Here is a 14,600-nt window from a genome sequence, read left to right on the forward strand (position 1 = left end):
CGCCGCCTCGTCGCGGGCGCGGATGCTGCCGGCCTCCTCCCGCACTAGGCTCTCGGCGCGCGTCAGGGCGATGCGGGCGAGCCGCTCCTGCGCTGCCGCCCGGGCGAGTTCCGCATCGGCCGCCGCCTGCTGGCCGCCGATCGCCCGCAGATCGTTCGCGGAGCCGATCGGCACGCCGCCCTCGGTACCAGGCGGCGCGACGATCTCGCCCGCGACGGCGCGGTGCCTGGCCGCGATGCTCTCACCAACACGCGCGAGCCGGATGCCGAGCCGATGCTGCGCTTCCGGCGCAAGTTTCAGCCGAAGCAGTTCTGATTCGCGCGCGACCGGCTCCGCATGGACCGGTGGAACACCCGGCTTGCCCGGGGTCTCGCCACAACCAAGGAGCAGGAGCACGGGCAAGAACAGCATGGAACGCATGTCACACGCCTATCGCAGCGACGTTGGCGCGCGATGGGCTGGGCTATACAATTTCCCAATCTTCACCGCCGTTCAATGGCGTGAGGCTCAATACGCGACAAACCATGAACCTCGCTCGACGGGAACCACGGTTCCCGCATCAAGCGGACCGACCCTGCTCCCGAGGCTCGATCGCTCTTTCGCCGATGCCGACATTGACGACAGGGGATGAGGTCGCAAGCGCGATGTTGGATCGCCTGAGCTCGGGGATGATCTGGAACAGCAGATCGCTCTTGATCCGATATGCGTCACGCGCGGACGCTACATAGCCGGTCGCGGCAAATTCGAGCGCGCCGTCCCGGACATCGGTGAGATAAACCACGGGCGCTGGCTCATGCGCGAGTTCGGGATGGTCATCCAGCCGCGCTTTCAGCAAATCCCGCACGAGGATCGGGTCGGCGTCGTCCGAAACGCGCAGCACGATCCTCAGCCGGGCGAGCGTACTACCTCTCGTGACGTTTCTGATCGTCTTGGAGATGAGATCGGTGTTCGGCACGATCAGCTTCGACCGATCGGCCATCTCGATCTCGGTGGCGCGCACGCTGATCTTTCGGACATCGCCGTCCAGATCGCCGATCGCGATCCAGTCACCGACTTTCACCGGACGTTCGATCAAGAGTATCAGCCCGGACACGAAATTGCCGATGATCGATTGCAGGCCAAAACCAATGCCCACCGAAAGCGCGCTCGCAAGAAGCGTGATCCTGTCGAGGCTCAGGCCCAGATAGGCCGATGCCATCACGATTGCCAGGATTGCGCCAAGATACGTGATGCCGACACCCAGCGCATTCTGCGCTCCGATGTCCATCGAGGTCGTGGGGAGGTAGCGCGCCTCCAGCCAGCGGCGCACCGCGCGCGTCACCACAAGACCAAGAAGGAACACCAGGAACCCGATCACGATCGTCGCCGGCGAGATCGTGACCTGCCCAAGGTGAAGGATCAGGTCACTTGTCGACAACCGGCCAAACAGATTCTCAGCCGTCGCTCCAAAAGGGGCCCAGATCGCCAGCCAGGCGAGCAGGAGAAGGCCGAGGCGAGCGCAGCCCGACAACAACACGCCGCCCTGGCGTAGCGCAGCCGGCGAAAGGCCAAGCGAAGATCGGAGAAAAGCTCCAGTGCGGGTGGCTGGATCGAGCAGGCTCGGCAGGGCTTCATCGACCAGGATGGTGAAGAGGAAAAGCCAACCCAGCACCGTCGCGATCCAGATCACCTCCCTCAGGATGAAGGAGCCGAACGCGACATAGCCGAGCAGCGTCGCGGCCAGGGCACTGAGCAACGCGCCCCAGCTTGCGATCAGCGCGATCGCCCATGGCAATCGTGATGTGCGTGCGACCCGGACGATCGGATAATCCGACACGGCCTGCGCCGTGTGCGCAATGGTCAGCAGCGTGCCGCCAATGGTTCCCAGGAGGATAAGGTTTGCAACGCACTGTAGCGCCGACGACACCGGGGCGCTGAACCCGAGGGCCGCATCGCCGCCGAGTGTAAAGCCGGTAATGGCAAAGGTTAGCCCGAGCATGTCGGGAAAGCGTCGGATTCGCGTGACCAATCCGTCGGGGAGAGGCGCCAGGCGCCATGCCGGCCATCGGGGCTGGAGGAGCGCGCGGCCTAGCGAAGCGAACACGGACGCGAACACGACTACCCGCGCGAGAATCGCGAGCAATGCGGTGACAATCGGCCTTCCACCAGATAGCGCCCCCAGACAAGTCTGTAGCACCATTCCGACACACGATGCGGCGAGCATCGCGGCCGCGATGAGGCCAAGCGCAAGGATCGCCCGACGCAGTTGGCTCGGCGCAGATGCCCTTGCCCAGCGCGCGATCACCAATCGCTCAAGCAGCAGGCGGCCCAAGGCGAGGGCTAGATAGGCAAGCGCGCAAATCAGCGCGCCTGCCGCCAGAGGCATTGCGCCCGTGCCCATCGGGATGGGCGCGCCATCAAATTGCGCTTCCGCGCGCTTGGCATCGTGGGGCCACGCCGCCCCGACGCTCGTCCAGAAGCGAAAGTCCAGCGGTGACCGGGTTCGCTGCCATAATTGTTCGAGAAAGAGATTGCGTCGGCGGGTCTGGAGATAGGTTTCGAGCTGGTCGATCTCGACGCTGATCAGATGAGCCTGTTTGACCTCTGTATCGATCGTCCGGCGCGCGGTGGTGATTTTCGAACGCTCCTGAGCGATCTCGGGGTCTTCTGCCGGCTGTCCGGGTCCGGGCGGTGGCCCGAGCTCGGCCAAGCGCGCGTCGGCAAACTTCAGCCGTGGCTCCAACGCCGCTAGCGCGTCGTCGATTTCGCTTCTCACCGCGGGAATCGCGGCAAGTCGGGTTTGAAGATCTGCATCGTCGATGCCGCGCAGGTGGGCGCCTGCCCCGATGCGCTGGGCCTCGGCATCGGCCCGGTCGACCTGAAGCGCCAGCGATGTGATTGTCGGCGGAGTCGGCGCGGCATGGACCGGCGACAGGGACAAGGTGGTGGCCGTCGTCTGGCCTTGCGCTGCCGAGCCGACCAACAGGCAGGGAATAAGCAAAACCACCGCACGACGCAGCGAGCTGTCGAGGAATCGTTGCATGCCCGCGCCCTTCAACCTTCCGGTCATCTCGTCATGCGCGCGGAGATACGGTTACCCCACGATCTGCCGCAAGTTAAGGTTCTATAATGTTGCGATTTCGGGAGGATGGTTCCACGCGCCGCTACCCATCCAGTGCGGAAGCTTGGTGCCCGACAGGCCCCTGCCTACCTGGTCCTTCCATTCATCTGGCGAGGCAGGATGAGCATTTTCCACTCGCCTCAAGCGAGAGTTCGCTTACCGCGAATTGCTGACCGGCAATGGCCCGGCGCAAAGCTTCATGCTGGTCGGGAACGGCTATCGAGATCGTATCGCCGCATTCGGTGCAGATCGCGAGCACGCATTGCGGCTTGTCCCTGACGCGATAGGCCGAAAGCATCTGGACCCGCTCCACCGCTCCGCTCAGTTCGAGACGGTCGATCGAACGATAGATCGACATCGCCGGAAGCTGGTATCCGCGATCGGCGACCAACGCCACGAGCTGATAGACGCTGAGCGGCTTCTGGCTCGTGACCAGCGCATCGAGGACAATCGCATCGAGCGTTGCTCCGGGAAGAATTGTCGCTCTTTTTCCGAAACCGCCCTTTCCCTTCGCGGAACCGCGATGACCAGTTGAACGCCTCATGACCTGCTCCCAATCCATCGGCGCGACGGCCCCTTGAGCGAACGGGAGGCGACCGATGGTTTTTCGCGCGACTGGAGCGGGACTTCCCGACCCGACGCCGGGATGGCCGGCGTCAGATCAGTCCGTCCCTGTTCAGAAATCCTTGCTCAGACCGACGAAGAATCCACGGCGCGGCCCATATTGCGGTGCGCCCACGCCAACGCCGCCGCCATCGCGGATTTCATATATATGATCGCCCACATTGATCACGTCGAAGCGAACCGTGACCCCGGGCCGCTCAAGCCGATAGCTTGCCGACAAATTGACCTGCACATAGTCCGGGAGCGCGCCGCCGTTGGGGATCGTCGTCGACGTCCTGAGGCCCGATCCGTAGATAGCATTAGCGCCGACCTTCAGGCCCTTCAGTTCGCCCTGGAAGGCATAGGACAAGCCGCCGGAAGCGGTATAGGTCTGATCGTGATCGAGATAGATGTAATGGTCATGGATGTAGGCAAGATCGTCCGCGCTGAAGTTGAACTGGCTTGAGACGATGTCCTTCCCCTTGGCGTTCGCATAGGCGAAGTTGGCATACGCCATCCACGGCCCCTTGACGTAGCTGACGTTGGCTTCGACGCCGTAGATACGCCCGCGGCGATAGTTGAACGGCGTGAGGATGATCGGCGCGCCGAACTGGCCCTCGTCGATGAGGTTCTTCGAGCGGCGGTAATAGCCGTCGACACCGAAGGTCAGGCCGCTGTCGCCCACCTTCTGCTGGAAACCGACGTCGAAATAATTCTGGCGTTCGGCATAGGGGGTCGTGTTGACGTCGGAAGTCGCCGCCCCGCTCGTGCCGTCGAATTTCTGGATCGTGGTTGTCGTGACAAGCTCGAAGGGCGGCGGCGAGAAATACCGCGCATAGCCGGCATGGATCGTCGTGTCCGGCGTCGGCTGCCACACGATATTGGCACGCGGGCTGAACTGGTTCTCCGAACGATAGCCTTTGTAATAATCGAAGCGGCCGCCGAAATTGAGCGTGACGGTGGGCAGGATCTTCCACTCATCCTGGAGATAGGCCGAATAGGTCATCTCGGTCTTGCCGCCATTGTCGACGATGCCGATCGGCTCCCCCGCTTGCGCGCCGGTCACGGGATCGAGCGGGAAGACCTGGGTCGTGGTGCGGCTCGTCCCCCGATCCCGCGTTATGACGGCGCCGAAACGCAGCGTGTGCGCGTCGCTCAGCCGATAAGCCGCATCGATCTGCCCGCCGATCGTGAAATCATGCTTGATCGCGCGCTGGGCCTGCCCGTTGAACAACAGCTCGCCGAGCACATCGGGATAATAATCGAGCGTCGAATAGCGCGCGAACAGCGAGGTCTGGATGGTCAGCGGGCCGCTGTCGTGGAGGAAGGAAAGCTGGCCGAAGGCGGTTTGCTCGACCTGCCGCTCGTCAAGCGCCTCGCTCGCGAAGTCGCCCACGCCGCCGACCGAGAAGCCGCCCGACGCGAAGCCGTCGACCGCCGCCGTGAGGCCGCGCGGATTGGGGATCTGGAAATGCTGGTTGGAATAGCCGCCGACGAATGAAATGCGGTTGTTGGCGTCCATGATGTGATCGACATAGACGAACGCCTGTCCCTGATCGGTGCGGTCATGCAGCGGAGTGGAGGAGCCGTCGACGCTCTCGATCCCGAGATTGCTGTGGCGATAATCGCCGGACACGAAGAAATTGGTCGAGCCCGACGATCCGCCATATTCGAATGAAGGCTCGATCATGTCGTGGCTGCCGCCATAGATCGAAACCGAGCCGCCATTGTTGAAGAGGCCGCTCTTGGTGGTGATGTCGATGATGCCGGCGGTCCTCAGGCCATATTGCGCCGGCAACGCGCCGGTCACGAGATTGAACTTCTCGACCAGCCGTGGACTCAGCGTCTGCCCGAACACCGCGATGCCTTCGGGCAGGATCGTGCCGTTGATGCGATATTGGAGATTGTTGTGGTCGTCGCGGACATGGAACTGGCCGAAGCCGTCCTGCACGACGCCGGGGAGTTGCAGGATCACCTGATTGAACTGCTGGTTGTCGCCGCCAGGCAGGGCCTGGATGGTCGCATTGGTGATCGTGTACGATGTGGCGCCGAGGCTTGGCTGGATGGACGCTCGCGCCGCGTCGAGCTTCTCCGCGGTGACGACGATCGTCCCGCGATCATCCGTCGCGTTCGATGGCGCATCCTGCGCATGGGCGACGGACGAAGCGAGCGCGGCCGAGGCCACGCCGATCAGATAATAGGCACGCATGGGTTTCTCCGAGAACCTTGGGATTGGCGCCGGCAGGTCGACGACATGCGGTCGCCCGAATGCCGGCCATGGGATTTTTTCGTTTCAGCGGGCTTGGAGAGGCTCGGGAGGACCGCGGCTGCGGCGCACAAGCGGAAACGCCAGTAGGCGATGCCGCGGCAAAGGCCGGATCGCCATAAACGCGATCTGCGCGATGATAACGGGAACCACCGCGATCGGAGGGAGCAGGTAGTTGCCGGCGTGAGCCATCTCGCGGCAGATCGGGCAATCGAAGGGATCGTCGCCGGGCGTGGGGACACCGGGCAAGCGACTGATGAACGTTTCGCGCTGGGCGAATTCCTGGGTGGTCTGTCGACCGCGCGCATGGACGTGGCCCTGAACGACGAGACTTTGAAACGTGAGCGCGGCCAGCGCGAGGATAAGCATGATCCGCCGACCAAGGCCGGAGAAGGTCCGGTCGCGCTTGCGCGTCTCCTGGCCGCTCGCCCCCGGTCTGCCTTCGGCTTCCCGGAATACAATGGCGGCCACCTGCGGCCGATACATCGAAACCACGGTCTATAAGCCTTTGATGCCAGCGGACATGGTCACGAGACAGCGATATGGTATAATATCACTCGATCGCAAGTGATTTTGAACGGACCAGCGCAAGATAAGGAAAAAGTTTGCAACGTTCGCGACGCAAGATCCCATTTAACCACGCGGAAGCCAAGGATTTACCGCGTACAATGGTCCAAATCTGGCGATGTTGTTAATCTACATTGCAAAAATTCAATATAGATTACTTTGCCGCAATCTGAGCGGAGATGACCGCTTCGCGATCAAAAACTTCGCGAAGCGGTGGATATACCTGAAACCACTCCGCTGGCAGATATCGCCGCATTTCGCGATACAAATGTCTACCAGTTTCGCGTAATCGAAACGGTAATCGCACGCGGCCGCAACGGCGTGAATTGACGGCCCGACATGAAGGAGAAAGGATTTCCGAAAGCGAAGCTGTCGCCGTTGATGTCGAACAGGTTATCCAGCCGCGCGGTCAGAATAAGATGATCCCGCGAGATGGTGGCCGCAGCCGCCACGATCGCATAATCGCCCATTCGCCGGTCGAGACGCGGATCAAAGGTCAATCGTGCGGGCCCGATGTAATTGCCCTGCGCGTTCAACCAGACCTTCCACGACCCCATGTCGAACCGGTAATCCGCGACAGCTCGAAACGTCACGTCGGGCGTCACCGGAAGCCGCCGGTCGAGGCGGTTGGCACCGATGCGCGAGCGGATGAGCTCGGCATCGACATAGGTTCCCCCTCCCGTGATCGCGAGGCGTGGCGTGAGTTGCCAGGATGCGGTCACCTCGATCCCGGAAATGCGCGCGACACCGACATTTTGCGTCGCGACCAGCCCGGACGGAAGCAGCGCATCGCTCTGGACGTGATGCCAGGTCGAGTAGAAGCCCGCCAAGCTGCCGGACAGCCGGCCGCTTCCGGATGCCCATCGAACGCCGGTGTCGATCGAATCCAGCGCGTCGGAGTGAAAGCTGCGCGGTCCCCCGTCCGCAGCGGGCGTAAGCCCGCCCGGACGCACTGCGCGGGCATAGCGCGCATAGATCGTCGTCCGCTCGTTCGGTCGCCAATTCAGCGCGGCGCTCGGGGAAAGCACGAGTTGGGCTGTGCGACGGCTTGCCGCGCCATCCTCTTCCACGGCTTCGTCATCGGAAACGGTATTCGAGAGCCTCGCACCCAGAACCGCGTCGAGCGAACTGGTCAGGGGAATGCTCCCCTCGCCGAAGGCCGCGACCTCCGAGACATGCCGATCGCTCGTTTCAACGACCCGGCTCGCGGTCTCACTTGCGATCGCCGCGTGATTCTCGCTGCGCGCCCGCATATAGGAAAGCCCGACGATCCATCGCGATGAACCGGCCGGTCCCAATCGAATTTCATGGTTCTCGATCTCGTATCCACGGTCGTCAGAAAATTGCGAGGGGCCGGTCAGCCCGAATAGCGGCGAGGCATCGCTGGAATCATAGATATAGCTTATACTGTGCCGGACAACGCTGGAGGCCGCGACGACCGAAAGTGGACCGATCCTGCCCTGAAGCGTCGCGGACACCAGCTTGAAATCATTGTCGGCAGGCTCGGCGATCCGCGACTTCCGCCGCAAGGTCTCGTCGGAGGCCATCACATATTGGCTGTCGCGTGTGTTCACGTCCTGCAGCATCGCCGACACATCGAGCGTCCAGTCGTTGTCCGGATGCCAGCGCGCCGCCAGCCGGACCCCGTTTATCGTCGTGCCATTCGCGTCGCGGTTGCGCCCGATATTGTCGACCCACCCCCCTTCACGATTGGCATAGCCCACGGCACGAACGGCCAGCACATCCGGGACCAGCGGGAGGTTGACGACGCCATCGATTCCGCCACCGGCCGCGCCGTGTTCGACCGTCTCGCCGCCGAGCCGCAGGCTTCCGCTGAAGCTCGACAGGTCCGGCTTGCGTGTCACGACATGGTAGATTCCCCCCAACGCGCCGGAACCATAGAGCGGCCCCTGCGGCCCCTTCAGGATCTCGACGCGGGCGACGTCCACAAGGCGAAGATCGGGATCGGGAGCATCGAACGTGACGCGGGCATCGTCGACGACGACCGCGACGGTCGACTGGCTCGAACCGTTGAACGGGCTGTCGGCGACGCCACGGATGAACTGGCGGTTGCGCCCCGGCCCCAGATTGGTGACCGCCAGGCCATCCGTGGATTCCGCGATATCGCGACTGCCCGGCGACAATCTGCCTGGTTGGGACCGTATCGGATCGATGACCACGATCGAGCCGGGCACCTCCGGCAAGGTCTGCGACCGCTTCTGGCCGGTCACCAGAATATCGTTCGCCTGATCCGTGCCTGCGGCTGGTTCGCTCGGAGGTTCCCGGTGAACAGGTGTATGGCGCGGAGAACGCGGTTCCTTCGAAATCTCGACCAGACGGAACGTGGCGTCCCCTACCCGCATCGCGCGAAATCCGGTCCTTGCCAGCACGCGCGACAAGGCCCGTTCGACCGTCATCGTGCCGCGAACCGGCCTGGTGGTGATCCGCAGCGGCCGGCCCACCCATCCGATTGAAACCCCGGCGGTCTGGGCGATCTGCATCAGCGTCGTCGAAATATCGGCGGCGGGCAAAGTGAATTCGATCTTCCGGTCGCGCGCGAGCGCCGGGGACGCCGCACCGATGGCTTCAGCGGTGATGCACGCCAGAAAGGTGAACCTCGCGCCCCTGCTCCGAAATCCCCGCACCAAGGATCTCTGCGAGATTTTGAAATGCCCTTGAGCCATCGCCAATTATCAATACTCCCGAGAATGTTTTCCCGCGAAGCTCGGGATCGATCGTCACGTTGTGATTGGTGAAACGGGCCAGATCAGCCGCGACATCCGGCAATGGAGCATCGGCATATACCAGCCGGCCATGGCGCCAGCTTCCCACGTCCTCCTTGTGGACCGCGAGAATATTGCCACCCGATCCATCATAGCGCCCGTTCAGCAATTGCCCGGCGGCCAATCGGGTTGGTTCAAGTCGGTCCGCATCGACCGCAACCTGCCCGGCGGCGACGGCAACGGAGACGTTCCCGCCGCCGATCTTCACTGCGAACTCGGTGCCGATGTCGTGGATCTCATATCCGCCGGCCGCGATCGACAAGGTCCGCGCGGGATCGTGCCGGACCGAGAAATACCCTTCGCCGCGATCGAGCCGCAAGCGGTTCGATTTTCCTTCCAACGCGGTCAGTTGCGATCCGGGCGCGAGGTCGACCGCTACGCCGCCGGTGAGGACGATCCGCCGCGAACTGGCCGCGTCCGCGGCATAGACCTGATCGCGGTCCTGGCCGAGATAAGTCCCGGCGCCGACAGCCAGGAGCAGCCCTGCCGCCACGCCCGCGCACGCGCGAAGCCAGCGGCTTCGCCTTGACGCCATTGCGCCGGCATCCGGGGCCCGGAGGACCTCCCCATGCTCATCGATGGCGCGATCGAGAAGCGCCAGTTGATCCACGGCGCGGCGATGCCGCGGGTCGGCCTCCAGCCAGCCCATATAGGCATCCCAGTCCGGATCGTCCCCGGCGAGCGCGTGCTGCCACGCAATCGCCTGATCGAACGATTCGTCGTTTTCCTTCCCCGCCCCGTTCATCACGCTTGACCAGTTTCCAGATCCATATGTTGCAAAGGACGTCGCGCGACGTCCCACACCTCAGTCGAGCAGGATACGGCGCAGGTGTTTCATCGCCACCGACATATGCTTCTCGACGGCGCTGATGGAAATCGACAAATCGCGCGCGACTTCCGCATGACTCATTCCTCGCAGTTTGTGCAGCTCAAACGCGCGGCGGGCACGCTCCGGAAGGGTCGCGATCGCCGCCCTGACCACCTGACCTTCCTCGCGCGCGATCAGAGCCTCCTCGGGCGTCGGTGCGGGATCGGCCCGGTCGATGAGTCCTGCGTCGTCGCCGTGCCGCTCATCGGACCATCGACGATCGCGCCGCATCCGGCGTTGCTGTGCACGCAACCGATCGACGATCAGATTGTGCGCCATGCGATAGAGGTACGACCTGCCGTCACCCACCGGCCCCGCATGGGCGCGCGCCCTGATCCAGAGCTCCTGCAGGAGGTCATCGGCCTCGGCCCGGTCGCCGGTCCGCGCCGTAAGGAAACGGAGCACCTCACGGCGATGCACGCCATAGAGGGTCTCAAGCGTCGGGTTGGGCGGAACGGACCTGACTGCTTCAGCAGACACGGGGAGTTTCGCCCGGTCCCCGTCCACGATAGCGCCCCGCGCTGCACGGGTGCCGACAAATCCGTCTCGACCGGCGGATCTCGTTGGAGAATCCCATTCCAAAATCAACCTCGCCGGCAAAACCCCGACAAACGAAATTGTCCGGCCCGGATTTTAGGCACGCTGTCCGATCGAGACAACATTCGCCATGCGTTTCCACGGCAACATTGGGATTTCTCAATCTTCGCGCCACTTTCCCTCCACTGACGGGAATTATTCAGGCTCCATGGCAACGATCTGGTCAGTTCCGCGAATCCGGCGACTTGCGCGCGCACGACCGGATATCGTCCTGTCGGCCACGGTCGCTTTCACCGTACTCGCCGCGCTGCTCGTCACCTGGCTCGGATCGGAGATACTCGAAGGCGAAACGCATGCCTTCGACCGCGCCGCGCTCCTGTGGATCAGACACAATCTCGGCGCCGTGCCGGGACTGAGGCCGCTGATGCTCGATCTCACGGCGCTCGGCGACACCACGACGCTGATCCTCGTCGTCCTGGCGGTCATGGGATATCTTTTCGCCTCGGGTCGCGCCGCGCAGGCAATCCGCCTCGCGGTCATGATCGCGCTCGGCACCTCGCTTTCATTCATCATCAAGCCATTGTTCGGAAGGACGAGGCCGGATGTCGTGGCCCATTGGGCGCCGTTCAGCGACGCCAGCTTCCCGAGCGGTCATGCCGCGAACTCCGCGATCGTTTATCTGTCGCTCGCCGCGTTCGCAGCCGCCCATGTCTCGCGCGCTGGGAGCCGCTTTTATCTGATGGCGCTGGCGTTCATGATCGCTGTGCTGATCGGCCTGTCCCGGCTCTATCTCGGAGTCCATTGGCCGACCGACGTCTTTGCCGGATGGCTGATCGGCGCGGCCTGGGCGCTCGTGGTGGCGTTCACTGATCGCAGGATACGTGTCACGATCCGTCGGGCGAGGCGAAAGCGCCGCACGGGATCATGACCGCCGCAAGCGCCGGCCACGCCGATAATGCAGGACGAAGACCGGCAATGCGGCAAGCCCGAGCATCCAATGGACAAGGCTCGCTCCGGCGCGCGTTTTCTCGTCTCCCACATAGTAGAGGCAATAGCCGGTAAGGATCAGCACGATGATCAGACCACCGAGCAGCGCCCCGAGCCAGCGTTGGCTGCGGTAGGTCCAGCCGCGCCAGATATGGACCACCAGCAGGCTGCCCGACCCGAGCAGCGCGACAATCATCGCCGCGCCGTGGATGCGCATCATCCATGGCTCGAAGGGGCTGGTTTCCGGGCCGAACTCACCCTTCACCTGCCCGAAATAATGCAGCCACAGCCATGCGGCCCCGGTCACCCACAGGAGACCGCCGCTCCAGCACAAGGAATGGATCTGCCAGCGCGCCAGCTTCGCTGTCTTGAGATGGATCATCAGGCGGCACACCTGCGCGATGGGCAAGCGATCACCTCGGCGCCAAACCGGCTTGCCAGCATCGCGCCGCGAACAGGGTCGGCGAGCACAACCTTGGTAAGCGCGTCGGCGACCACGCACCGATCGGCGACGATCGATACTGCTTCGCCAACGTCGATCGGGCGGCGATCGCGCCCGATATAGGGACTGATCGCGCCATCGTGCCCTGATCGAACCAGATCCGCGTCTCCCGAACTCGCCAGTGCTGCGTCGGCTATTTCCACGCTGAAGGCTATGCTCCCGTCCGCTTCCCTTAGGTGGATCGTCTCGGCACGGTCTCCGAGCACGCGCAGATCGCCGCCGGCATTGACAATCGCGCTGGTCACGCCCGCGTCCGCCAGAACACGCACGGCCCGATCAACCGCATATCCCTTCGCAATGCCTCCCAGGTCGATGAGGAGCGGCGCGTCGCACCGGACATGGCCGGTATCGACGATCACGATATCACGGCCTGTTCCCCGGCCTGGATGTGCTTCGACTCCGACAGGCCGCGGAAGGAAATGATGTTCCACAAGTTCAACGCCGATCGTCACGTCGAACAGGCCGTCACTCAGCACGAACATTTCGCCCGCCAGCGCAAGGACTTCCACCGTTGCCGGATCGACTGCGACCGTCTCTCCAGGCGGAGATCGTCGAAGCGCGGCAAGATCGCTGCCTTCATCGTGGAAGGACATGAGCGCATGCAGGCGGCCAATCTCGGCATAGGCTGCCTCGATCGCGCGCTCGGTCCCTGCCGGCGCGGCGATCTCGACGAATGTGCCGAGCAACGGCCTGCAACGCCGTATCCCAGCCTCATCCATGCGCCAGCACGATTGCATAGGTGGCGAGCACACGCCGCACGCCATCCGTGATGTGCTTGGATGACAAGGTGGCGCCAGAAATGTTCTTTATATCGGTCCCGAGCTTCAGCGATTGCCCCGCCTTCTTGCCGACAAACTGTTGCCGCCAGCGGGGGTCGCGGACCTGATTGCCGTAGCTCTCCCGATAGTCGAGGATCTCGATCCCGCGAACCGCTCCGTCGGCAGACAGGGCAACGGCGTAGGTGATGAATTCATGCTTGCCGACGACCTCGTCGGCAATGAACCAGCCCCCGTCGGCCGCACGCCAGGATTTCAGCGATTTCGAGAGCGGACTTTCCCCCGACGCCTTGCGAATGGCGGCGACCTGTTGCGCCGTCAGTTCGTGAAACGCCGAGGTGAGTTGTTCACCGGGGAACATCGCCGCCTGCGCCTGCTGAACGGACATATAGGTCACCGCCCATCCCGGCGACGAGATCGCGGCCGGAACGAGCGCCATGAGCGCAATGCGACGCATCAGAAACTCCGACCTACGATCAGCCGGATCCCGTCCCACGTCGTGTGCTCGTTTCCGTAGAGACGGCCGTGATAGATCTGCGCCCGTTGATCGTCCGTGAAGCCGGTCGCGCCCAATTGACGCAGCACCGCGAGCGTGGCGAACCAGTGCTCGCCGCCGTAATGGATATTCGGCCCTAGGAAGAAGGCGGTGTGCTGCTGATCGCTTCCGGCAATTGACCAGTTGGCGAATTCGTTGTGATTGCGGAATTCAAGCCCGACCGCGAAGTTGCGCCGGAACCGATAGGAGACGCCGACATCTTCCTCGAGATAGGTCGCCTTGGTGCCAGCGAAGCTAGGAGGCGCGGACGAGGCGATCGCGCCCAGATTGGTGCCGCGCTCCTTGTCGAATTCGATCCAGCCGTTCGCTGCGACGATCAGACGATCATCGAGGAAATTCTTCTGGACGATCGCCCGCAGCTCAAGGCCGCTTTCGCGCGGGCCGATCGAAGGCTCGATATAGAAAGCGAGGCCGACGGGCTTTGTATACGGACTCATCACGCGCCATAGCAGTTCGGCCGAAACGCCATCGAAATGGGCGCTTGCCTGCCGCTTGTAGGGGTTGTGATCGGGCGAGATATCGAGCCCTTCCGTCAGGTGATCGACGCTGTTGTTGTGCGCAGCGATATACGCCGCGTTGACATAGACCGATAATTGAAGGTCGTCCGTCAAGCCGTGTTCGATCTCGCTCCGTGTATAGATGCCGTGATAATAGCCGTGCGCCTGCCCCTCCCGGTCGGTCACCCACTGCTCCACCTCGGTCTTCCCTTTGGGAGCCGTATCAGTGGTGTAAACATACCCGAACATCGCTTCCGAAGCGCTGGCCTGCGGGCTCCACGCCAGCACCGTCGCCGCGACAACTGCCGCGCCCAAACGCCGTTTCATGCTTGCCCCTTTGATTGCTATTGCGAGTTATTCGCCTAATTGTGCGGCAATTGGCGTGCAAGATCGCGGTGTTCAGATTCAGACGCCGCGCAATAGAACCGCCAAGCCAGAATCTGGGGAAGCTGGTCGAATAAATCGCATATTTATAAATGGATATGACGAAAAGCACTTGCACCAAAATGCTCTCGTTAAGGAATATTGTATTTTCTCAATCTTCGTTCCGACCCACAA

General features: G+C 62.9%; 12 protein-coding genes and 1 pseudogene. 1 reads left to right on the forward strand and 12 read right to left on the reverse strand.

Annotation, left to right across the window (positions count from 1 at the left end):
• The 8 genes and pseudogenes from Q0316_RS06265 to Q0316_RS06300 form a co-directional block, all read right to left on the reverse strand.
• Nucleotides 1–420, reverse strand: a pseudogene (locus Q0316_RS06265) (efflux RND transporter periplasmic adaptor subunit); the annotation flags it as partial.
• A 139-nt stretch (nucleotides 421–559) separates the two neighbouring features.
• Nucleotides 560–3,049: a DUF3772 domain-containing protein gene (locus Q0316_RS06270; protein ID WP_298670684.1), complete on the reverse strand. Its 2,490-nt coding sequence runs from the start codon at nucleotides 3,047–3,049 to the stop codon at nucleotides 560–562.
• 154 nt (nucleotides 3,050–3,203) lie between these two features.
• Nucleotides 3,204–3,644, reverse strand: coding sequence for a Fur family transcriptional regulator (locus Q0316_RS06275; RefSeq protein ID WP_298670685.1), 441 nt, complete (start codon nucleotides 3,642–3,644; stop codon nucleotides 3,204–3,206).
• A 132-nt stretch (nucleotides 3,645–3,776) separates the two neighbouring features.
• Nucleotides 3,777–5,912, reverse strand: a complete 2,136-nt coding sequence (locus tag Q0316_RS06280) for a TonB-dependent receptor (RefSeq protein ID WP_298670686.1) — start codon at nucleotides 5,910–5,912, stop codon at nucleotides 3,777–3,779.
• Between the two features lie 84 nt (nucleotides 5,913–5,996).
• Entirely contained in the window at nucleotides 5,997–6,455 is a 459-nt protein-coding gene (locus Q0316_RS06285; RefSeq protein ID WP_298670687.1) for a hypothetical protein, read from the reverse strand.
• A gap of 353 nt (nucleotides 6,456–6,808) precedes the next feature.
• On the reverse strand, nucleotides 6,809–9,181 hold the full coding sequence (locus tag Q0316_RS06290) for a TonB-dependent receptor (RefSeq protein WP_298670688.1): 2,373 nt from the start codon (nucleotides 9,179–9,181) through the stop codon (nucleotides 6,809–6,811).
• Nucleotides 9,123–10,064: a FecR domain-containing protein gene (locus Q0316_RS06295; protein WP_298670689.1), complete on the reverse strand. Its 942-nt coding sequence runs from the start codon at nucleotides 10,062–10,064 to the stop codon at nucleotides 9,123–9,125. The genes Q0316_RS06290 and Q0316_RS06295 overlap by 59 nt, the downstream gene beginning before the upstream one ends.
• Before the next feature lie 60 nt (nucleotides 10,065–10,124).
• Nucleotides 10,125–10,667 (reverse strand): RNA polymerase sigma factor, encoded by a 543-nt coding sequence (locus Q0316_RS06300; RefSeq protein ID WP_298670690.1) that lies wholly within the window; start codon nucleotides 10,665–10,667, stop codon nucleotides 10,125–10,127.
• Between the two features lie 265 nt (nucleotides 10,668–10,932).
• On the opposite strand from Q0316_RS06300, the gene Q0316_RS06305 reads away from it, so the two are divergent.
• Nucleotides 10,933–11,652 (forward strand): phosphatase PAP2 family protein, encoded by a 720-nt coding sequence (locus tag Q0316_RS06305; RefSeq protein ID WP_298670691.1) that lies wholly within the window; start codon nucleotides 10,933–10,935, stop codon nucleotides 11,650–11,652.
• Here the strand turns inward: Q0316_RS06305 and Q0316_RS06310 are convergent.
• Genes Q0316_RS06310 through Q0316_RS06325 form a run of 4 tightly spaced genes read right to left on the reverse strand, consistent with a single transcriptional unit; the run spans nucleotide 11,647 to nucleotide 14,369 of the window.
• Nucleotides 11,647–12,093, reverse strand: coding sequence for a hypothetical protein (locus Q0316_RS06310; RefSeq protein WP_298670692.1), 447 nt, complete (start codon nucleotides 12,091–12,093; stop codon nucleotides 11,647–11,649). The two genes, Q0316_RS06305 and Q0316_RS06310, sit on opposite strands and share 6 nt — an antisense overlap.
• The gene (locus Q0316_RS06315; protein ID WP_367179645.1) at nucleotides 12,093–12,977 is read right to left on the reverse strand and encodes an FAD:protein FMN transferase; all 885 of its coding nucleotides are present in this window, start codon (nucleotides 12,975–12,977) and stop codon (nucleotides 12,093–12,095) included. Before Q0316_RS06315 ends, Q0316_RS06310 begins: the two co-directional genes overlap by 1 nt.
• The gene (locus Q0316_RS06320) at nucleotides 12,925–13,446 is read right to left on the reverse strand and encodes an FMN-binding protein (protein ID WP_298670694.1); all 522 of its coding nucleotides are present in this window, start codon (nucleotides 13,444–13,446) and stop codon (nucleotides 12,925–12,927) included. Before Q0316_RS06320 ends, Q0316_RS06315 begins: the two co-directional genes overlap by 53 nt.
• Nucleotides 13,446–14,369 (reverse strand): hypothetical protein, encoded by a 924-nt coding sequence (locus tag Q0316_RS06325; RefSeq protein ID WP_298670695.1) that lies wholly within the window; start codon nucleotides 14,367–14,369, stop codon nucleotides 13,446–13,448. The genes Q0316_RS06320 and Q0316_RS06325 overlap by 1 nt, the downstream gene beginning before the upstream one ends.
• Between the last annotated feature and the right edge of the window lie 231 nt (nucleotides 14,370–14,600).

This window comes from uncultured Sphingomonas sp. (genome assembly GCF_937871615.1).
In the GTDB taxonomy this organism is placed as follows: Bacteria; Pseudomonadota; Alphaproteobacteria; order Sphingomonadales; family Sphingomonadaceae; genus Sphingomonas.